This window comes from Oxynema mangrovii CENA135 (assembly GCF_016632315.1).
GTDB classification, from domain to species: domain Bacteria; phylum Cyanobacteriota; class Cyanobacteriia; order Cyanobacteriales; family Laspinemataceae; genus Oxynema; species Oxynema aestuarii.
Genome location: NZ_JAEOXH010000003.1, coordinates 41,063 through 62,853, shown reverse-complemented (window position 1 = coordinate 62,853; position 21,791 = coordinate 41,063). Strand labels below are relative to the sequence as shown.

Below are 21,791 nucleotides of genomic sequence, written 5' to 3'. Positions count from 1 at the left end.
TTGAAGACCAAGCTAGACTTAAATAACCGATAACGAACGCTGATGGCGAAACACGCAGGAGTAACTCGACCCGCTTGGAATTGGGGACTGGCTACCTGTCAGGAAATATTAGAAGCCGGAGATAAACTCCCGAGTGCCATAGACTTACACAAAAGATGAGTCGCCGAGGTAAAACGTCAGAATCCTTGGTCCGATGAAGTCTCCAAATGTAGCCCTCAAGAAGCGTTGCGTCACCTCAATCAAGCGTTTAAGCGAGTTGGGCAAGTCAAAGGAACAGGTTTCCCCAAGTTTAAGAAAAAGAAGGTCAAAGATAGTTTTTACCTGGAAGGAAACATTAAAGTTTCTGGTTATTGGGTGAAGCTCCCTCGGATTGGTTGGGTAAAAAGCCACGAACAGCTACCGGAAGCCAGGGCTGTACCCCTGGCGGTCGGCGTCGGGAGGAAGTCGCAGCAGAACAGTTGCTCCCTACTTGAGTGACAAATCATTGAGAGCGGCTGTACAGCATTTTCCTCTGCTGTGCAAGACATTTAGATCCCCCTAAATCCCCCTCGCCAGGTAGGAGTTTGGTTACCAAACCCCTACTTTGCTCGTTCCCCCCGAAATCCCCCTTCGCCCCCTTTTGAAAGGGGGGCGAAGGGGGGATGTTGCGGACACAAAGCTGATGCGATGCCGTTGCAGGTCAGAGAGTGGACTTGTCCCAACTGTGGGACGGTTCGCGATCGCGACATCAACGCCGCACAGCCTCTTTTGGTGGTGGGAGACAGGGTTACAGTAGGGGGGGTTCGCGAACCCCCCCTACGGCGAAAAACCCCTGAGCGTAGTCGAAGGGGACAGAAGCTCCGAATCTAAATCGCGAGGTTTAGGAATCACCGTCCTTGCTTCGGCGGTGAGGATGTCAAGAAACGCAACGAGAAACGGTCTGGAAATCTTGAATTTGTCAGTGGTTTCGCGGAGAGGGCGATCGCCCCTCACCCCCGAATTCAGTAGAAGAACGATTGTTGCTGGCCGTGGCTGTAGACGAGAATTAATTAAGATTTCGTTAATCTTTTAGCAAATCTCCAAGCGATCGCCCCTAACTCACTCGGGGATGACCTAATTTGAGGATTTACAAGCATGGCAGATCGATCCTCTGTACGCTCTAGAGGGATGGAACTTTTAATCGCCTACCACCACAATCCCTCCATTCAAATTCGCAATCAAATCGTGCGGTTGAATGTCGGTTTGGTTAGAAAAATTGCCCACCGCGTCAGTCATCAATGCGCGGAACCTTACGAGGATCTCGAACAAATCGGCTATTTGGGCTTGATTCGGGCGATCGAACGCTTCGACCCCACCCAAGGATGTGCCTTTAGTTCGTTTGCCGTTCCCTACATTCGCGGCGAAATGCTGCATTTTCTGCGCGATAAAGCCTCTACCGTTAGAATTCCCCGTCGCTGGCGCGAATTGCAAGCTCAAGGGCAAAAAGTTCGCGAAAGTCTGACCGTCAGCCTCGGTCGTCCGCCCAAAGACATCGAAATCGCCCAAGCCCTCGACGTTTCCTTATGCGAGTGGCGCGAAAGTAAATTAGCCCATCAAAACCGCACTCCGTTGAGTTTGGATGCGACGGTCGCCCATCAAGTCGATAGTACGGTGACCCTCGGCGATACGTTGCTCGATACCCATTACCAAACGTTACAAAGTCTGGAAGAAGAACGCCAGCAGTTGCAAGGGGCTTTAAACAATTTAGAAGAAAAAACGCGCTGGGCGATCGAATCGGTGTTTTTCCAAGAAATCCCGCGCAAGGAAGTCGCCCAACAAATCGGCGTCAGTCCGATGACAGTCACCCGTCGCATCAAACGCGGATTGGGCGAGTTGATGACGTTGTTAAAACCGTCGTTGGCCCAGGTCGAATCTTAGGGGAATCTTAGGGAAATTTAGAGTCGCAACAACTCCGAAACTACCTGTCAGACGATCGCCCCTCCATCCAAGCGACGAACCGCAACGATCGCGGGTTTGGGGGGCTTGTGCGTACCGGGATCGGGCCAGTTGGAACCGATGGGAACCTCGCGGGTTTGGACGAATGAGGTGCCATCGGTCGTTTTGAGTGTAAATTTACGGGTTTCGGCGCGATCGCCCTCCCGGATGCCGTTCATTTCGCCGGGATGCTGGACCGCTAAAAATAAAGTGTCCCGATTTTGGGTTAAAAACGGACCGCAAATTTCGCACTCCATCGGTCCGGTGGCGAATAAATAAGCATTTCCCGCGTCTTCTCCTCGGGTGGGAATCAGCCACACGGAATTATTGCCAAAACAGCCGCGACGGTCGGCGCCATCGGTCTTATTCTGTTGGTCAGTGGAAATATCCGTGACCATCCAGACGTTGCGATCGCCGTCAATCAATACGTTATCGGGATTGGAGAACCCCGCCCCCCCGGCGTCCGGTTCGCCCCCCATCGCCAGCATTTCCCACTCAAAACTCGTCGCCGCCGGATCGTCGTCCGTTTCGCGCAGACGCATAATCCAGCCGTATTCCCACGGTTCGCCGTCGGGTCCGTGAAAAATCCGCAAGTCGGGGCCGCCTTGTCCGTCTGCCGATCCGGAAGTATAAGCAATATAAAGATTGCCCTCGCTGTCAGTTTCCAAGTCTTCCGGACGGGCGCAAGCGGTTCCCCCGACCGCATTGGCGGCATAATGGGCGTCGATCAGGATCGCCCCTTGTTTTTCGATCGCGTTACCCTCATACAGGTCGCCGAGGGTTTTAAACTGCTGTTTGAAGGCGATCGCCTCGCGATCGGACGCGACCTCGAAGGTTCCCCCATCCGGACGTTGCGGCAATCTCACCCTCGCCCCACCCAAGTGACTGGGTAACACCGGATCGATCGCCGTTTCCGCTTTCAGGGGAATCCAGCGCCCGCTTCCTCCCGGCTCAAAAATAGCAGTGTAGAGCATTCCCTCGGCGAGGAATTGGGAATTCGCTTTATCCTTGGGATCGCGAACCGTTCCCTTACTGACAAATTTGTATAAGTGACCGCCCCGGCGATCGCAGCCGGAATAGAGGGCGAGAGGTTTCCCCGCCACCACCTTAAAGCCGACCGCTTCGTGACGGTAGCGTCCCAACCACGTATGCTTCGTCCCGTAATCCTCCGGGTTACTCGGATCGACTTCGACCATGTAGCCGTATTTATTGCCCGCCAACCGAAACACGTTCCCCTGTCCGTACAACCCGCCGATATGAAACGGGAGGTCACTCGGGTCGAAGGAGGAACCGTCGGGGTAAACGGACTCGGGAACTTGGGCTTGAAAATTTTCTTCCGCACTGAAGACCGTTCCCCAGGGACTGGTTCCCCCAGCGCAATTGCCAAAGGTCCCGACGATGCGATCGCCCAATCCATCCTCAAATCCCCGTTTTTTGGCCTTTTTAAAAATAGCGACCCCGGGCCCGGTGGCGTTGAGATAGCGCCCTTTCAAGCCGGAAATACCCGAAATTCGGCGGTTGGCGGGAGAGTCGGCCAATTTCCACTCGCCATTGTTGCTTTTGCGAAGGCGGACGACGCCGATTCCTTGATCTTCGAGGGCAGCTTCGCAGATTTCGCGGATTTGGGCTTTGAGGGGAGCTCGATCCGGTAACTTCCCCGCATCGATCTTGCCCCCTCGGGATGTTAACGCCGTTGCAACTTCCTCGAAGGGGAGCGATCGCCCGATCGCGATCGGGTAGGTCTGCCGCCAGGTACCGCCACTAATATACTCGAAGTTGGCCGTCAGCCAGCCTTCGTTGTCGCCGACGGGAACAAATGAGAGGTAATCGTTGTTGTAGCCGAATCGCGAATCGCCCAAGGGATCGCCCCAGGCGGCGATCGTGTAGTAGCCGTACCCTTCCGGTAAAACGAGATCGTCCGCGACCCGATAACGGCTGTAGGCTTCGATTTGCGCTGCGCTACTGCGGGGGTCGCCGTCTAGAGGAAAGGGGCCTTGAAGGGGTTTAAATGCCGTGTTGAAGGTTGCCGTAGACGGCGATCGCGGGGTAGACTGCTGTTTTTGCGCGATCGAGGTGCAGGCGGCGACACCCAATCCGGCGCCGATAAACATGAGAAAATGTCTGCGCTTGAGGGTCATGGCCCTAGTGAGTTGCTGCTGTGGGTTCCGGTTCAGTTCGACGAGATTCGACGAGCAAGGCTGCGGCCTAAGCCGAGTGGTACCTTGCTATGAATATCACAACCTAGAGAACTTTCAGTTTAAGAAAAGGTAATTTTTCGATTAAATCCTCGGTACGCTAGGTGCAGGTCAACAGGGGCGATCGCCATCCTAGACGATTTGGCAAATAAACCGGGAACTTCTTGCCGTCGATCGCTTCTGGAAATCGGGACGCTTCGAGTGTCTAGACTCTGGAAAAATTATTCAATAATTTTATATAAAAGGGCGGTTATTTTTGTTTTTCAATCGCGCTTATTTTTCGAGAGAAAAAGCAAATTTATTGTTTTTAAAGATAGATTATTTTTTAGAAAAACTCAGTCTAGATAGGCAGTTCAACTTCTATCTATAAGATTTTGCGAGAGATTCACGCCGAGAATATTTCTGCTATAAATAACTCTAGATTGGTGTCAGTTTTTTTGAGGGAAGAGGAGTCAATTACATGGGTCAGACACTCGGGTGGGTGAAGCCGAAAGTCTGGGGAATTTTCGCGGGCGTAGCGGCGATCGCGACCCAACACGCCCCACTGGCGATCGCGCAAGCTTCAACCGCCCTCCCGTCGGGAGGATCGATCGCCCAGGAGAACGAAGCTGCAACGACCGACGACCCCTCGATCTTCTGTCGTCGGGTCGATCTGCCCGATGGGTTGCTGGTTCACGAAAAACCGAATAGCAGTTCGGTGATTTTAGGGGCCTTGCGATTTGACAGCGAATTGACTCTGGTCGAAGATTTCGAGGCGATCGAAACCTCCGAAGATGAGATTTGGATCGAAGTCGCCGCCCCAGTTCCGGGCTACGTCCTCCACGGGTTGCCCAGTGACAGCAATCTCGGGTTTTGCGGATCGGCAACGAGTAACGCCGCCCTGGACGCTACAGAAAGCCTCTGTCGCCAAGTCAACCGCCTGACGGCCCCGATTGGCTTAAAAATTCGGGCTGACGCTTCCGGGCGATCGCCGTCTCCAGGGGGATTGGATGCGGGCGATCGGGTGCTGTTACTGCCCGGTTACACCCTCGTTGACGATCGCGAGGGCGGGCGTCACCAATGGGTGCGTTTGGCGTATCCGAGGGATGGATACGTCCCAGTTGCCAATTTAATTTACTGTTTTTAGCCCAGTTTTGGCTATCTCGGCGCAGATCGCCTCCCAGGCAATGGCGAGGGCGGTCTTTTTTGCTATAACTACATCATTCAATCGAGACCGCACGCGGATCGCGAGGAGTCGAAAGGAGTCGAACCGATGTTTACCAAGAAGCCCTGGCGCTACAGTACAACTTTAGTGACCCTCGGGGCGATCGTTCTCGGGGTCGTACCCGTGAGGGCGACGATCGCCTCTCGAACCCCCGGGCGATCGGCGATCGCCCAAGCGGAAACGAGCTTGTGTCGTCGGGTCAACGTCCGCGAAGGGCTGATCGTCCGCCAACGCCCGGATCCGAACTCCCCGCGCATCGGTAGCGTCGAGTATAACAGCGCCGTCTATCTCGTCGAAGGCTATCGCGGTATTCCCGGACCGGACAATCGGGTATGGTTGGAAATCGTCGCCCCCTATCCGGGGTATGTTTCTAACGGAGAAGTGAATGGGGAGGGCAATTTAGGCCCGTGTTCCCCAGGGGAAGCGACGGCAACCCCGCCGCAACTGTCCACCTCGCCTCTGTGCCGCAAAGTCAACGGCGAAGTGGCCCCGCAAGGGATTGCGGTTTACTCCGATGCGTCCCGGTTTTCGACTCCCCGAGGGAATTTACCGCCCAATGGGCTGGTGTTACTGCGGGCGAACAGTTCCGCCATCCCGGATAAAAACGGGGAGTCGCGATCGTGGGTGGAAATTACCTCCCCCGTTGAAGGGTTTATTTCCACGGAAAACTTGATCCTGTGTAGCGGTAGTCCTCCCGCCACCGGACAAACGCCCCCTGTGGCGCGACCCCAAACCAGTAGTGTCCCTCGCGGTCCGCTTTGTCGCCAAGTCGAACCTCGGGTGGCCCCGCAAGGTCTGGCTATTCGCGCCCGTCCTTCGGAGTTTTCCGAATATGTCGGGGGGGTCGAACCGGGAGGACGGATGACTTTGGTGGAGAATTATCGGTTAATTCCCGATCCGAATGGGAATTCGCGCAATTGGGTCGAGATTTTGGCGCCCTATCGCGGTTTCGTGTCGGCGGATAATTTGATTATGTGTCCGTAGGCGATCGCTGTCCGTCGTCGGCGATCGTAAAGTCTTGTTTTTCCCGTTCGGAAATATATCCTTCTCGGACGGCGATCGCGAGGAGGCGATCGAGAAAGTCGGTTAAGGTTTGAACGGTGCGATCGCGATCGAACTCGAATCGTTCTCCCTGGGATCGAGGGCGATCGTATTCGTAGACTGTACAGGTTAGGCGATCGCCTTCGGGTATCAGGGCGATCGTCACCCAGCTTTCTGGAAAGTCCAACTCTACACGATCGCCTTGTTTGAGACTGGCAATTTTCTCGGGAAATCCATCTTCAAGCAACATGCAAATATCGGGATCGAGGGAGAACGATAACTCGCGATCTCCTAGGGCGATCGAAATGACTTGATTTTTCTCAAAACAAAACTTTCTCAATCCCCATTCAAAATGAGAAAGTTCGTTCAATGGATCTTTTGGTGGATCTGCATAATTCGTTTGCGGGTCGTGGAATTCAATGACAAAATTTTTCAATCCTTGCATACAGCGTTTCTTAGTCTGACGAGGTACAAATTTATGACTGAAGTCCTTATGTACTAAGGGTTATCTGTACTTCCCCGGTTAGGGAAACGCTGTAATATATAGTCATCGTCAATAAATTATAAAATTCATGGGTTGTAAAAACACGGCAATGCCGTGTCCCTAATAGAACGGCCATAAAATCAATAAAAACATCAAAAAAAAGGGCAGACGATCGCCTGCCCTTTCTGTTATATCTTGTCAGACTTTATAAATAGTCCGACATTATCTATTTAGACCTTAGTAGTCGAAGTCACCGCCCATTCCGGCACCTGCGGGAGCATTTTCCTTGGGTTCCGGTTTTTCGACGACGATGCACTCGGTGGTGAGAACCATTCCGGCGATCGAAGCGGCGTTTTGCAGCGCGGAGCGGGTCACCTTGGCGGGATCCACGATTCCGGCTTCAAACATATCGACAAATTCGTTGGTCGCGGCGTTGTAACCGACGTTGAAATCTTTCTCTTTGACGCGCTCGGCGATCACGGCGCCATTTTGTCCGGCGTTTTCGGCAATCCGCTTCAGGGGAGCCGCCAGGGCACGGGCGACGATGTTGGCGCCGATGAGGGCTTCACCCGTCAGGTTGCTGCCGGCCCATTCTTCCAGAGTCGGAATCAGGTGAGCGAGGGTGGTACCGCCACCGGGGACGATGCCTTCTTCAACCGCCGCTTTGGTGGCGTTGATCGCATCTTCCAGACGCAGTTTGCGGTCTTTCATTTCAGTTTCGGTCGCGGCGCCGACTTTGATCACGGCAACGCCACCCGCCAATTTCGCCAAGCGCTCTTGCAGTTTTTCCTTGTCGTAGGAAGAATCGGTTTCTTCCATTTGACGGCGGATTTGTTCGCAACGGGCTTTGACGGCTTGCTCGTTCCCTTCGGCGACGAGGGTGGTGCTGTCTTTGGTGATCGTGACGCGGCGAGCTTTACCGAGCATGTCGAGCTTGGTGTTTTCCAGTTTCAAGCCCGCATCTTCGGTGATCAGTTGACCCCCCGTGAGGACGGCAATATCTTCGAGCATGGCTTTGCGGCGATCGCCGAAACCGGGAGCCTTGACGGCGGCGACGTTGAGGACGCCACGCAGGCGGTTGACCACCAGGGTCGCGAGGGCTTCTTTCTCGATATCTTCGGCGAGAATCAGCAAGGGTTTGCCCGCGCGGGCGACTTGTTCGAGAACGGGAACTAAGTCTTGAACCAGGTTGATTTTCTTGTCGGTGATTAACAAGAAAGGTTCTTCGAGAACGGCTTCCATCCGCTCCATATCCGTAGCGAAGTAGGGGGAGATGTAGCCTTTATCGAAGCGCATCCCTTCGGTAATTTCGAGTTCGGTGGTCATCGATTTCCCTTCTTCGAGGGAGATGACGCCTTCTTTACCGACTTTATCCATTGCTTCGGCGATCATCTGGCCGACTTCTTCGTCGTTTCCGGCAGAGATCGTACCGACTTGGGCGATCGCTTTAGAATCTTCCACGGAACGGGCGTGTTCTTCGATCTTGCTGACCAAGAACGTGGTCGCTTTGTCGATGCCACGCTTGAGGGTGATCGCGTTGGCTCCGGCGGCGACGTTGCGCAGCCCTTCTTTAACCATCGCGTGGGCGAGGACGGTGGCGGTGGTGGTCCCGTCTCCGGCGGCGTCGTTGGTTTTGGAGGCGGCTTGACGGATCAGGGAAACGCCCGTGTTTTCGACGTGATCTTCGAGTTCGATTTCTTTGGCGATGGTCACGCCGTCATTGACGATTTGCGGAGCGCCGAATTTCTTTTCGAGAACGACGTTGCGACCTTTGGGGCCGAGGGTGACCGCGACGGATTCCGCTAAAATATCCATGCCCTTTTCGAGGGCGCGGCGGGCATTTTCGTTGTAGATGATACGCTTAGCCATAGGTTGAAATTCCAGTGAGTAACAGGACTACGATCTAGAAAAACCGTGTATTGAAGAAAACGAGAAATGGGTTTGAGGAGACTCGCCCTTAGCCGACAATGGCTAAGATGTCTTTCTCGGCGAGCAGGACGTATTCTTCGTTACCTAATTTGATGTCGGTGCCAGCGTACTTAGAGTAGAGGACTTTATCGCCGATTTTGACTTCGAGGTCTTGACGGGAGCCATCGTCGTTGCGTTTGCCCGGACCGACGGCGACGATTTCGCCGACTTGGGGCTTTTCTTTGGCGGTGTCGGGGAGCAGGATGCCTCCAGCCGTTTTTTCTTCCGAGGCGCTTACTTTAACAAAAACGCGATCGCCTAAAGGCTTGACGGTAGAAACGCTTAAAGATACAGCAGCCATGCTTAATCCTCCTTAATTCGATACAGTTCGCTTCGAGGGTTGGGTGACTATCGACAATCGGCTCGCATTCTTTTCAAGCGACCCGATCGCCGCTCGTTCGCTTGTGGCGATCTCGAATTAGCACTCTCAACTCCTGAGTGCTAATTTAGCGGACGAGATCTCTCAAAGGCAACAGATAGAACTGTACGGGTTCCCGAACTCGCTGGGGTGGGGATGCGGACCTGGCGCGATCGCCCCTGCTTTAGGGGCTTGAGTGCTCCGGACTGGGGGCGCGATCGGCACCGATCGCACGAGGGGACGGCTTGAGGGAAAATAAGGTTGGGCGATCGTCTTCAAGATCGCCGCAGCCATCGGGCGATCGCGCCCTTGATTTGAGGAGGTAACTCATGAACCAGCCATCGACTTCGACCGGGACGAACGACTGCACGACCTTAAGCCAATGCGTCGAAAGCTTGGGACTCGATCGCATCGAACGCCACGTTTTAATCTGCGCCGATCAAACCGTTCCCAAATGCTGCGATCGCACCGTCAGCCTCGAAGCGTGGGACTACCTCAAACGACGACTGAAAGAACTACAACTCGATCGCGCCATTGCCACGCGCCCCTCCTGCGTCTTTCGGACAAAAGCCAACTGTCTCCGGGTCTGTTGCAACGGACCGATTCTCGTGGTTTACCCCGATGGGGTCTGGTATCATTCCGCCACCCCAGAGGTCATCGAACGCATCATCCAGGAACACTTAATCGGCGATCGCGTAGTCCGAGAATATGCCTTTTTAGAACGACCGTTAACCTTAGACCGCCCCCCCGCGCCCAGTGACGACGCCCCGCAGCAAAACGTCCCAGGGCAACCGCAACCCGACGCGGACGGGGAAGAGAGTGCTACCGAGTCCCCCGCTTGAACGACTCCTCAGAGACAGGCGATCGCCAGCAAAGAAGGTTCCCCCTTTAGCCCCTTGGCTGCCTCGATTGGACTGAGTAGTTTTGCACCTTTTGAACTCGGACTTTTTCAATTGAAACGCTATAGTACCATAGTGATTTATAATAAGTTGTTTTCTCGTGCTTTATCTCTTAGCAATTGATGAAGCCACAAACGAGCTTGCCAACGAAAGAATCGACCCCTGCCATTGCCAATATTTCCACGAGGAACTTGCTAAAGTCGGATAACTGGTATCGGCGAATCGGTCGGAAGGAACACCGATCTCCTAGACTCTGGATTTATTCAAATGCACTGAGTAATTAAATATGACTGAAACCACGGTAGGAACTCAAAAGCGGCTGCTGCTGATCGATGACGACCCGAATTTAATCTTGCTCGTCAAAGATTATTTAGAATTTCGGGGTTATATGGTCGTTACGGCAGAAAACGGTCGAGAAGCCCTCGAAATTCTCGAACGGGAAATTCCCGACATGATTATCTGTGACGTGATGATGCCGGAAATGGACGGCTACTCGTTCGTACAACACGTTAGAAAAGATCCGCGTTTCGACTGGATCCCCATTTTGTTTCTTTCGGCGAAAGGGCAAAGCGAAGATCGCATTAAAGGGTTGACGAAGGGAGCCGATGTTTACATGGTCAAACCCTTCGAGCCGGAAGAACTCGTCGCTCAGGTCGAGTCCTCCCTCAAGCAAACCGGACGGGTTCTGAGCCATAAAACCAAGATTCCCGATGGGGGACCGAAAATGCAAGTACCGTTAGATGTCGAACTGACACCGACGGAACAGAAGGTGGTTCGTCTCGTTTCTCAGGGCATGGCCAACCGAGAAATTGCCAGTGAAATGAATGTCAGCCAGCGCACCGTCGAAAGCCACGTCTCGAACATGCTGGCGAAAACGGGTTTACACAACCGAACGGAGTTGGCGCGCTGGGCGATCGAAACGAACATGGCGTGAGTGTTGGGGGACGCCGATCTCGAAGAAGGACAATCGTTGGCAGCCCAGATCGGCAGTGGGGTACGACGGGTCTGGTGGACTGAATTCAGTGCTGCTGGGGGAGTCGAAAGATGTCGGGCGATCGCCTGGGGAAGCGATCGGCGGGTTCTGATTGCTCTTGAGGGGATCTCTGGGGATCCGGACGGGATGAGGGGGCGAGGGACCCGTCAGTGAGCCGGAAGACGGGCGGACGATCGCTCGGGATTCGCAAGAAGCGATCGATCCAGCCACAACCCCAGATTTAGCGGTAAAGTTGATAGGGAAGGGAGTTTATGCTCCTTTCCTGGGGAAGGCGACCGCTAGGAGAATCCCGGGGGAGCCTCAACCCGGCGATTGGGTTAATTGACTATAGACAATTCCTACTCATTATTTCATCATTTACTCTTAGTAGAATGACTTTCTTAAAATTGAAAACTATCCCGAAAAATCGTTTATTTTTACAGTTTAAAAGTTTCTTCCATCCGGACAACAGCAAACAACTAAATTGGGCGCTTTCCCCGAATTTGCGGGTAAATTGGGCTACTGTAGTTTTGTTGGAAATGCAACTACAGCAAGCGTTTTCCACTGGATCCGCTCGGCGATCGCGATCGCCTAAAAACCATCCGGCGAGCGAGCGGCTCGGATTGATTTTTGCCGCTCTCGAAAGAGAGAATACGCTAATTTTTTAAAAAAGTGATTCTCTTTTTCGATTCGTGCAGCTTTTGTAAGATGAATGTCAGTTTTACCGCATAGAGCTGGGCAGTTTTAGGTGAAATCATTGACTGTCCAAAAATAAATTTATTCTACTAATTTTAGGTATTAACTTCTATGACGTGTTCCATGAACCGTCTGTCTATTTTTGTAGACGGAAACAATATGTTCTACGCCCAACAAAAAAATGGGTGGTTTTTCGATCCGCGACGAGTTCTCGAATTTTTCACGAAAGAACCGGGCGTGATGCTGATTAATGCATTTTGGTACACCGGATTGAAAGATCCGCAAGATCAACGGGGATTTCGAGACGCACTGATCAGCTTGGGTTATACCGTTCGCACCAAAATTCTTAAAGAATATTACGACGACGTATCCGGTCGCTACTCTCAAAAAGCTAACTTAGATATTGAAATTGTCGTCGATATGTTTAACACCGTCGATCAATACGATCGCGTCGTTCTGTTTAGCGGCGATGGCGATTTCGAGCGGGCGATCGAACTGTTACGCTCTAAAAATACTCATATTACCGTCGTTTCTACCGAAGGCATGATCGCCCGAGAACTTCGCAACGCCACCGATCGCTACATCGACCTCAACGATATCCGCGATCGGATCGAAAAACTCGATTACTAAACGCGATTATTCACCCCTACCGGAAGCGATCGCTTCTCAGCCACGAACCCCTAAACTATTCGTTAAACTAGCAATTAGTCATTGACCATTCAAACTGATAGAACATCGAACCCAAGTCCGTAGCAGACAGGAGTAAAACCTACATGAGTCCATCCCAAGATCGCATTATTATTTTCGACACCACCCTCCGCGACGGCGAACAGTCTCCCGGGGCGAGTTTGAACCTCGATGAAAAATTGACGATCGCCCGTCAACTCGCCCGCCTCAACGTCGATATCATCGAAGCGGGATTTCCTTACGCCAGTCCCGGGGACTTTGAAGCGGTGCAGAAAATTGCGGAAATGGTGGGGGTCGAAGGCGGTCCGACGATTTGCGGTTTGGCCCGGGCGACGCGCAAGGATATCGAAACGGCAGCCGAAGCCCTCAAACCTGCGGTTAACAAGCGCATTCATACCTTTATCGCCACTTCGGACATTCATTTAGAGTACAAACTCAAAAAAACGCGGTCCGAGGTCATTGCGATCGCCGAAGAAATGGTCGCCCACGCCAAATCTTTCGTGGATGATATCGAATTCTCCCCGGAAGATGCGGGTCGGTCCGATCCGGAGTTTCTCTATCAGGTTCTCGAACGGGCGATCGCCGCCGGGGCGACGACGATCAACATTCCCGATACAGTCGGTTATACAACTCCCCAAGAATTCGGCGCCTTGATTCGCGGGATTAAAGAAAATGTCCCCAATATCGATCGCGCGATTATCTCCGTCCACGGTCACAACGACCTCGGCTTGGCGGTCGCCAACTTCCTCGAAGCGGTGAAAAATGGGGCGCGCCAACTCGAATGCACGATCAACGGCATCGGCGAACGGGCGGGAAATGCGGCCCTCGAAGAATTAGTGATGGCGTTGCACGTCCGGCGCCAGTATTTTAACCCGTTCCTCGGTCGTCCGGCGGAGTCGGAAGAACCGTTGACTCAGATCGACACGCGCCAGATCTATAAAACGTCGCGCTTGGTGTCGAACTTGACCGGGATGTTGGTGCAGCCGAATAAGGCGATCGTCGGCGCCAATGCGTTCGCCCACGAGTCCGGGATTCACCAAGATGGGGTGTTGAAAAACAAGCTCACCTACGAAATTATGGAGGCGCAAACGATCGGGTTGACGGACAATCAGATCGTGTTGGGCAAGTTGTCCGGACGTCATGCGTTCGCCAGTCGCCTCAAAGAGTTGGGTTTCGACCTCGGCGAGAACGAACTCAATAAGGCATTTCTCAAGTTTAAGGCGATCGCGGATAAGAAACGGGAGATCACGGATTGGGATCTCGAATCGATCGTCAATAACGAAATTCAGCAACCCCCGGAATTGTTCCGGTTGGAGTTAGTACAAGTGTCTTGCGGCGATCGCTCCCGACCCACGGCGACGGTGACTTTGCGGACGCCGAGTGGGGAAGAGCTCACCGACGCGGCGATCGGAACGGGCCCGGTGGATGCGGTGTATAAGGCGATCAATCGGGTGGTCAACGTTCCCAACCAGTTGATCGAGTTTTCGGTGCAGTCGGTGACGGCGGGGATCGACGCCCTCGGCGAAGTGACGATCCGCTTGAAGTACGGCGATCGCATTTTCTCCGGTCATGCGGCGAATACGGATATTATCGTGGCTTCGGCTCACGCTTACGTCAATGCCATGAACCGCCTTTATGCATGGTTGGAAACTCAAGGTCAGGAACAAGGAGAGGCGATCGCTTCTGTAGCTGGTTCCTAATTTTGAGCGAAAGCTACAACTGAACCAAAGGCGCGATCGTGACGATCGCGCCTTTTTTGATGGGAGGGAGGGCGATCGTCTTCCAAAAACGATCGCCCACCAAAAGCGATCGCCCCTAAAAAACGATCGCCCACCTAAAAAGCGATCGCCCCTAAAAAACGATCGCCCACCTAAAAAGCGATCGCCCACCAAAAGCGATCGCCCACCAAAAAAGCGATCGCCCCCCAAAAGCGATCGCCCCCCAAAAAGCCTCGTTCGTAGTAAGGACTTTAGTCTTACTACACCCTTGAACCCACTCAGAAGACCTAGAAACCGGGTTTGTTTTATTACTTCCACAGTTAACTGTTATATCCACAGAAGAAACCCGGTTTCTTTGCTTGGGGTAAAAATGCGATCGCCCACCCAAAAAACCTCGTTCGATCGTTCGGAATTTAGTCTGACAAACGCGATCGCCCCAAAAACAGCCATTCGGTAGGGTGCGTTAGCGGGGAATTAACTTAGGGGAAAGTCGAGTAAACTTTATTCCCCGCGTAACGCACCACCACAGAGTTTATTATTGGCGTATTTTGGTGCGTTACGGCGGTATTTTGGCGTGAGTAAATTATTTTGGTAAATCATAGCCGCCTAACGCACCCTACCACTACTACTATGGTGGGAATTAAAAGCCCTTGCGCCCTCCCAAAAACAGCCATTCGGTAGGGTGCGTTAGCGGGGAATTAACTTAGGGGAAAGTCGAGTAAACTTTATTCCCCGCGTAACGCACCATCACAGAGCGATTTCGGTGCGTTACGGCGGGCTTTTTAATTGACTGATTAAGTTCAAAATTTATGCCCGACTAACGCACCCTACCAGTTGAATTGCAAGATATTACCTTACTTTAACCCCAGGAACACGGATATAGCGATCGGGATTGCTTGCTGTATAATCAACGATTCGGTGTAAAGTTCCTGCGCCACCACCATCATAATTACTGCGGTAGTGTGACTCTGAAAGAATTACTCGCTTAACGCCATTTTGGTAGTAAACTTTTTCAACCACAGCAACGTGATTTTGCCCATTTCTTGTCCACTGAGCAATATCTCCTGGTTGGGGATCGCTAACGATATATGCGCCATTAGATAGTTGGGTATGCCATTGATTAGCATTACCCCCCATTGAGTTTAAAGCTGCAACATTACCTCCTAATTCCTTCACTCGACCATGTGCATACCAAGTACAGTTGCCTTCAGTATAACCACGACCACCAACTAGACTAGAACCATAAACACCCCCTTGAGCAAAAATGTTACCAGTCGTATAGAACTGAGGACGAGCATTAAAGTAGCTTGCATTTTGTCGAGTCAGGAGTGGATTAGTAACACTACCCCCACTACCACCATTATCTGGAGGTTTAACTGTCCGTTTCACCTCACCATTCAAAACCAAGTGATAATTGCCGAGATTACCTGAGTGAGCTTTAAGCCGGACATAGTATTCACTGTTTGCCTCTAAATCGTATTCGCCATAGATTGACTTCTTGTTAGCCGAATTAACTTTCTTCAACTCCTTGCCATTCTTGTCATACAAAACAAACTCAACATCTCCCTCCAGAGGTAACGATCCATTCCCGCTAGGATGACGAACGGCAAACCGTAAAAGACGCTGATTTGAGTCAGTGGAAAACTTGTAGTAATCCAAATCTTCGATTGGCATTCCCACATGATCGTTGACGGTAAGCCGTCCCTTTTGATCCGTGAGTTTACCTAGATTCCGAGCATCAGATCGAGTCTGCCCTGCCTGATCTAAATTGAATACCGTCTTGTAAGAGCCTCCATTTTTACTGGAGTTGGTGACATTGACCTGGACTTGGTAATTACCGGGTGGTAGATCTGTGAACTGCAAGGGTTCATTAATCTGAGGTTTGAGGGTGCTGCCCCATTGGCGTCCATCTTTGTAAAGGGTGAAGTTAAAATCACCTTGCTTCAAGGTCGTATTACGAATTGCCCAGTTTAGTGTTCCTGTATTCTCTAGCTTGAAGTTGTAGGAATTATGCAGTTTATTTCCTTGAACATCATGGGTACTGATGTTGACATTATATTCATGCCGTCCTGGGGGAACCTGTAAAGAAGATGATTGCGCCAGCAAATTCGTCACCAGTTGGTAATTAGTAGATACTCCCGGCTGGGCCGTCATCTTAATGTAGTATTGACTGTTGGGCTTTAAATTGGCTTCGATTATGCCATTGACGACTTTGTAAGAAACTGGGCTGTTGTTGGCATCAAATAACCCAACAGTCACCTTGCTATTGACCAGTTCAGCACCTTTTTGATCCCGCACCGCCAACATCAACTGACGGGGAACTCCATCGGTTGTGAACTTGTAGGCATCAATGTCACCATTAGGCTCCCCTAAATGATCGTTAAATGTGACCCGATTGCCGCCGATATTCCCAAAATTATAGGGTAACATTCCTATAGGATCGGGCTTCGAGAAATAACTTCCAGCTTGATCTAAATTCACGACCATCTCATAGGGAATGTTCGCTTTGGACTGCTCAACATCCACTTTGATTAGATATTTTCCAGCCGGTAAATCTTGGTAATTTGTATAATTGTCGTCAGAATTAATGTCAGTCAGGGGAACTTGTTGCAGCCGACCACCGCCGAGGTCACGATAGACTGTGGTGCGTAAGTCTGGGTGAGTCAGCACTGTATTCCGCGCCGCCAAATTTATCACGTTTTTACTACCCTTTAAATTCACCCGGTATTCGCTAGTACCCAGCATATTAGGATAGGTGTGACGACCATCGGGAACATCAATACGATTGGCTTTCGGAGTTGGCTGCCAAATCGGAGCAACGGTTTCAGGTAAGTCAATATTAGGAAGTTTATGCCCTGTCCCAGTGAAATAAGGAATGGCACTCACCCCGTTCCAGATAATATAACCACCATCAAAATATTGAACGGCAGGCACATTTTTTCCGTCAAATGCTTTCCAGTGAACTTGGATGTCTTCCAAAGCGTTACCCAACTTTCCTTTCTGGGCTTCATAAGCTTTGGTGATTGCATTCTTGGCTCGATTCTCTGCCAGTTGTTTAATGGCATCCGGAATTGTGATAGGTATGCCTTCGACGGGAGGTTGTGCTGGTTGGGGACTGGGAAGATAGTCAACGATCGGCATTTCTTGCCCTACACTACCTTCAAGAAAGTTCATTACCAAGCGATATTCATCAACTTTGGAATGATTTCCCCGATCGACTGTTAGAACATAGGAACCCGGATCGAGTTTTCCGTTTGAACCAGCGTAAAGCGGGTTGTTTCCATCAGGTTTACCCTCTAGGACGACTTGGCCATTCTTGCGAAGAACGGCACTTCCTAGAAAATCCAGCGAAAACTGTAGCGGAGTTGGTTCATCAATCGAGAATGAGAAAGTGTCACTGGGATTATTATCATTGAGCCAGCCGTAATACCACCGCCGCTGTTCTGGAGGCACCATCACATTCTGAACTGCCCGTTCATCTGGCGTAAAGACACCCTCACCACTCCAGGTTTCAGGACTCAAGATAGCTGGTGTACTATGCTCCTCTGGCTTCGTCACTTTCGCCAAATGAACCGCCGCCGTCATATTCAACAAACCAGCCCCGGTCTCAGCATCATTACCCGTGGCGCCCAAATCCGTCGCCGTATCGCGGATAATATCCACCACCTGGCGGTAATTCAACTCAGGATTGGCCGCCCAAACCTGGGACACTGCCCCTGTCACCTTGGCCGTAGCTACGGAAGTCCCCGCCATACCACTGGTTCCTTCCCCAGCTAAGGACAATTGGGGATTTTCCATCGTTCCCCCATAGGCCATCACATCCAAACCCTGACCATAGCTAGAATAATCGGTGCGGTCAGCCCCCTTCCAAGCCGACGTTTCCGGGTCAAACTGTTCCGCTGCACCGACGGTAATAATGTTGTCGAATTCTTGCGAAGATTGACCCAAAACGGACATGATGCCACCGTCATTTCCTGCTGCCACGACCAGCATCACATTATTTTGTCGGGCATACTCGATCGCCGCTCGTTCCATCGGCGTAAACTCATAACGAGTCGTCACATTCCCCTCAGCATCAATCTGAGTTAAATCTAAACTCAAATTCACTACCGCATTCGGTTTTCCAGACTCCCGCGCTGCATCGACAAACTCAACTAAAGATTCTGCCCATTTCCCGGATCCAACAGCCCGTCCCGCCCAAATTGGTGCAGTGTTGTTAATCCCATCAATGCCGATTCCATTATTTTGGGTGGCGGCAAGAATTCCTAAAATATGGGTGCCGTGTTCGTTGCCTTCTCCTGTCGCTAAAGTGGGGTCATCATCTCCATCAACGCGATCTTCGCCCCAGGTAATCCGCGAGTAATCGATATCGGGATTATCCCCACTAAATCCCGTATCAATAATACCGACTAAAGGCTGATTTTCTAAGGGAAAATTAGGCTCGATCGCCCGTCCGCTAACAATCGCCTCCGGTGCGGACTGGATCGCCCATTCTTCTAACCGCGAAATGGCTGTATTTGCTCGTTCTTCAATCGCTTCAGTCGGATTTTCTAGACCTTGAGAAATGACACCCAAACGGGCGATCGCCGTTTCAATACTAGCCGTATCTGTGAAGTCGGGATCTCGCGATCGCTGCTGCAAAACCTCAATTAAATTATCCAGGCGATCGCGCAATTCACTGCCACGATTTTCAACAGTTACCTCACGGATTGGTTCCAACGATTCCAAATTAGAAAGGTCGGCAGGCGCGATCGTTGGAGGAGTCGTTACACTTGGTGGCTGTACTGCCAAGGAAGGGGGTTCACTGGTGTTAACTTTCTCGTCTTGATTTTCCCGATCTACCGTTCGATTTTCATCCGAAGTTTTTGCGATCGCCTCCGAAGTTTCCGTCACCGAAATCGGAATGTAAATTTCATCTTCAACCCTCTCAATTTCAGGCTGATTTTCGTTAGAATAAGATAACTCTTCAGCGCTATCTAACTCTGGCTCGCTCTCATCAACGGTTTCTAGTACTTCACTCTCGGAAGCTTCAACAGAATTGCTATTTTCAGAAGATTCATCGTCCAGATCGTCAGTATTTTCTGCTCCAATCGGTTCGTCATCACTCAGACGAGTGGGTAATAACGGATCGGGATCTTCAGTTTCGGGATCTTGCTCGTCCGAGTCTGGAGAATCAATAATGTCTGTTGGTGTTGCAACCGTTTCCCCCTCGTTAGAACTAGAATCAGAAACATTCTCTTCAGATTCGCTATTCTCAGAAGTTATAGTTTCTTCTTCTACATTTTCATCGAAATCATTCTCAGTTGTTTCATCAGCTTCCAACTCATTGTTAACTTCTTCAGAACCCGATTCTTCATCGTTCGAGTCTTCTAAATCGGTCTCAAAATCTTCCTCAAAGGTTTCCGATTCCGATTCTCCAAATAAGTCTTCTAATTCGGCGATCGCCTCGTCCAGGTCGTCATAATTAACCGTCGGTTGTTCGGGAGTGATATACGGCTGGATATAGTCGATCAACGCTTGTCCCATATCGGTCGTGCGCCAATCTTTCTGCGGATCGACCACATCATTCATGTGAGCTGCAACGCCTTTCGCTCCTCGCACTTGGAAGATAATATCGTTGTAGTCGCGATCGGTACCCGCATCGACGCGCAAATCTTCCCAAGCAAAAGCACTTCCATCTCCCGTAATATCGGCAATTTGGCCGACATGATACTCGTCATCGGGATTGGCGGTGGCGAGGGAAAATAGGGGACGACTGGCACCACCGATCGCCGGATCGTTCGCCACGCGCTCGATCGCCCCATTCGGAACCATCATGAGAAAAAACTTGTCTCCGGGGCGCATCGCAAAGGTTTTCACCCCTTGATAATCCCCCTGATTCCACTGGCGTTCGCCGAGGGAACCCTCGAATTTTGCCCCTTGGCTGAGGTCGTCGATCGCGATGTGACCCAATTCCGACTCACTTAAAGCACGGCGAGCCGCCTCTTGTATAAATTCGACCGAACCCGGTTCGTACTCTTCCATTCCGGACAAACTGACGATCGCCACCTGTCCCTGATAGCGTCCGCCATCGAAGAGGTAGTCAATACCGACCTCACCGCTTTCATCCACGGTAAAAGTGCCTACGTCAAAATTAATATCGGACTCACTGATATTGGGATCGACAACGGGATCGCTCTCACTTTCTCCGGTTTCCTCCGTCGCAACGTCCTCGTCGGCATGATTTTCGGTCGTATCGGTCGATTCAGCTTCCGTCTCTTCGTCGCCGTTGTCCGAACTGTCCTCGGTGTTGACTTCCTCATCATTTTCAGTGAGAGTAGCTTCAGTCGGATCGTTTAATTCGGCTTGCGTGTCCTCGTTGCTGCTGTCGGAACCCTCGTCACTGCTAGCTTCTTGATGTTCTGCTACTGGGTCATCGGCGCCGGATTCGATAGACGAATCGGGTTCATTATTTTCTGTGCTATTATTTTCTGTATCGTCAGTTTTGGTGAGATCGCTTGTCTCCTCTCCTTCATCTTCGGCGATCGGCTCTTCTCCTTCGCCGCTCTCACTTTCTCCTTCTTCCGAGGACTCGCTAACCGTCTCTCCAGCCATTTCATCAGTTTCGCTGTCAGACTCGACAGAATTCTCGGACTGATTTACCGTTTCAGTGGGAGCATCATCGCTACTATTTTCATCCTCTTGTTCGTTCACCGTAGAATCGCTGGATTCCCCAGAGCGATCGTCTGCTTCCGCCTCGGAATCGACAACATCAGTTGAGTCTAAAATGCTGGTTTCCGACTCATTCTCGGCATCGGAACGATCGTTATTTTCTTCGTATTCGGCAGTGATTTCGCGATCGCCTTCCTCGATTGTATCTTCATTAGATAGCCCGGAGTCATTCTCTTGCTCCTCAGATTCTTCCGAACTATTTGACTCTATATTTTTATCCTTATTCTCGTTAGTAACAGAGGTTTCATTTACGGTATCTTCGTCAGATTCTCTGTCAATCCCCGGATTGGTAATGGGGTCGCTTTCCGCTTCTTCTGTAAAGCTTGATGTCTCTTCACCAAAAGGTTCTTGGGTCACCGGATCGCGATCGGAATCCCTCGTTTCTTCATCCGTATCTGTCCCAGAAGATGAACTAGTTTCCATTTCATCCCATGAGGTTGCCGTCGGATAGGGATTGAGATTCTTGTTAGATTCTCCATCAAATCCAGCGCTTTTAGTGAATTGGTCTTCCGGTTCACTCGATCCGCTACTGGTCGGTAAAGATGAGAGAGGATCTTTTGGCAATCCATCCAGTAAAGGATCGCCGCCAAAATTTTCTTGGATAACATTATTGGTAGATGTACTATCGAAAGTCATGAGAATAATCCTTTCTGTGGGAAACCATTCGGAAAGTGAATTGGCGCAAACCCTAGCGGTCTAACGATCTCGAAAGCTCGGTAACGCTCTTGTCATCTTTAGAGGGGTCGTCGCGGGTAAATTATGCAGTCACTAAAAAATAAATCAAAAAAATTCCCTGAATCTGAAGGGACTCTGACGGAGAGGTTGTTACAATATGTGACTATATGTGACTTTGCATCGATCGAAAGTGTCGAGAGTTCAAGGGAGTTCGGCTATTGACTTCCTT

17 protein-coding genes are annotated in these 21,791 nt (G+C 51.1%); 10 read left to right on the top strand and 7 right to left on the bottom strand.

Going from position 1 to position 21,791, the window contains the following annotated elements:
- Positions 1-42 precede the first annotated feature (42 nt).
- From JJD41_RS25020 to JJD41_RS20145, 3 genes are all read left to right on the top strand, one after another.
- Positions 43-159 (top strand): helix-turn-helix domain-containing protein, encoded by a 117-nt coding sequence (locus JJD41_RS25020; RefSeq protein WP_234489024.1) that lies wholly within the window; start codon positions 43-45, stop codon positions 157-159.
- A 507-nt stretch (positions 160-666) separates the two neighbouring features.
- On the top strand, positions 667-849 hold the full coding sequence (locus JJD41_RS25015) for a transposase (RefSeq protein ID WP_234489023.1): 183 nt from the start codon (positions 667-669) through the stop codon (positions 847-849).
- A gap of 264 nt (positions 850-1,113) precedes the next feature.
- Positions 1,114-1,896 carry an RNA polymerase sigma factor SigF gene (locus tag JJD41_RS20145; protein ID WP_200669324.1) on the top strand — a complete coding sequence of 261 codons (783 nt, stop codon included), beginning with the start codon at positions 1,114-1,116 and terminating at the stop codon, positions 1,894-1,896.
- A 47-nt stretch (positions 1,897-1,943) separates the two neighbouring features.
- Here JJD41_RS20145 and JJD41_RS20140 read toward each other — a convergent pair whose 3' ends face one another.
- Positions 1,944-4,091: a PhoX family protein gene (locus JJD41_RS20140; RefSeq protein ID WP_200669323.1), complete on the bottom strand. Its 2,148-nt coding sequence runs from the start codon at positions 4,089-4,091 to the stop codon at positions 1,944-1,946.
- Between the two features lie 517 nt (positions 4,092-4,608).
- Between JJD41_RS20140 and JJD41_RS20135 the strand changes: the two genes are divergently transcribed.
- Positions 4,609-5,274, top strand: coding sequence for a hypothetical protein (locus JJD41_RS20135; RefSeq protein ID WP_200669322.1), 666 nt, complete (start codon positions 4,609-4,611; stop codon positions 5,272-5,274).
- Positions 5,275-5,400: 126 nt separating this feature from the next.
- Positions 5,401-6,336 carry an SH3 domain-containing protein gene (locus tag JJD41_RS20130; protein WP_200669321.1) on the top strand — a complete coding sequence of 312 codons (936 nt, stop codon included), beginning with the start codon at positions 5,401-5,403 and terminating at the stop codon, positions 6,334-6,336.
- On the opposite strand, the gene JJD41_RS20125 is transcribed toward JJD41_RS20130, so the two are convergent.
- From JJD41_RS20125 to JJD41_RS20110, 4 genes are all read right to left on the bottom strand, one after another.
- Positions 6,323-6,838 carry a hypothetical protein gene (locus JJD41_RS20125; protein ID WP_200669320.1) on the bottom strand — a complete coding sequence of 172 codons (516 nt, stop codon included), beginning with the start codon at positions 6,836-6,838 and terminating at the stop codon, positions 6,323-6,325. The two genes, JJD41_RS20130 and JJD41_RS20125, sit on opposite strands and share 14 nt — an antisense overlap.
- Before the next feature lie 276 nt (positions 6,839-7,114).
- Complete coding sequence (gene groL / locus JJD41_RS20120) at positions 7,115-8,746, bottom strand: chaperonin GroEL (RefSeq protein ID WP_200669319.1); 1,632 nt, start codon at positions 8,744-8,746, stop codon at positions 7,115-7,117.
- An 88-nt stretch (positions 8,747-8,834) separates the two neighbouring features.
- Positions 8,835-9,146 (bottom strand): co-chaperone GroES, encoded by a 312-nt coding sequence (gene groES / locus JJD41_RS20115; RefSeq protein WP_168568770.1) that lies wholly within the window; start codon positions 9,144-9,146, stop codon positions 8,835-8,837.
- A gap of 241 nt (positions 9,147-9,387) precedes the next feature.
- The gene (locus JJD41_RS20110; protein ID WP_200669318.1) at positions 9,388-9,534 is read right to left on the bottom strand and encodes a hypothetical protein; all 147 of its coding nucleotides are present in this window, start codon (positions 9,532-9,534) and stop codon (positions 9,388-9,390) included.
- On the opposite strand from JJD41_RS20110, the gene JJD41_RS20105 reads away from it, so the two are divergent.
- From JJD41_RS20105 to JJD41_RS20080, 5 genes are all read left to right on the top strand, one after another.
- Positions 9,533-10,045 (top strand): (2Fe-2S) ferredoxin domain-containing protein, encoded by a 513-nt coding sequence (locus JJD41_RS20105; protein ID WP_234489021.1) that lies wholly within the window; start codon positions 9,533-9,535, stop codon positions 10,043-10,045. The genes JJD41_RS20110 and JJD41_RS20105 overlap by 2 nt on opposite strands.
- 343 nt (positions 10,046-10,388) lie before the next feature.
- Complete coding sequence (locus tag JJD41_RS20100) at positions 10,389-11,036, top strand: response regulator transcription factor (RefSeq protein ID WP_200669317.1); 648 nt, start codon at positions 10,389-10,391, stop codon at positions 11,034-11,036.
- Positions 11,037-11,249, top strand: coding sequence for a hypothetical protein (locus tag JJD41_RS20095; RefSeq protein ID WP_200669316.1), 213 nt, complete (start codon positions 11,037-11,039; stop codon positions 11,247-11,249). It abuts the gene before it with no gap.
- A gap of 633 nt (positions 11,250-11,882) precedes the next feature.
- Positions 11,883-12,401 carry a LabA-like NYN domain-containing protein gene (locus JJD41_RS20085; protein WP_168568766.1) on the top strand — a complete coding sequence of 173 codons (519 nt, stop codon included), beginning with the start codon at positions 11,883-11,885 and terminating at the stop codon, positions 12,399-12,401.
- 143 nt (positions 12,402-12,544) lie between these two features.
- The gene (locus JJD41_RS20080; RefSeq protein ID WP_200669314.1) at positions 12,545-14,158 is read left to right on the top strand and encodes a 2-isopropylmalate synthase; all 1,614 of its coding nucleotides are present in this window, start codon (positions 12,545-12,547) and stop codon (positions 14,156-14,158) included.
- Here JJD41_RS20080 and JJD41_RS20075 read toward each other — a convergent pair.
- Both JJD41_RS20075 and JJD41_RS25010 read right to left on the bottom strand, forming a co-directional pair.
- Positions 14,155-14,292 (bottom strand): hypothetical protein, encoded by a 138-nt coding sequence (locus JJD41_RS20075; RefSeq protein ID WP_200669313.1) that lies wholly within the window; start codon positions 14,290-14,292, stop codon positions 14,155-14,157. The genes JJD41_RS20080 and JJD41_RS20075 overlap by 4 nt on opposite strands.
- A 733-nt stretch (positions 14,293-15,025) precedes the next feature.
- Entirely contained in the window at positions 15,026-21,523 is a 6,498-nt protein-coding gene (locus JJD41_RS25010; RefSeq protein WP_234489020.1) for a S8 family serine peptidase, read from the bottom strand.
- Positions 21,524-21,791: the final 268 nt, after the last annotated feature.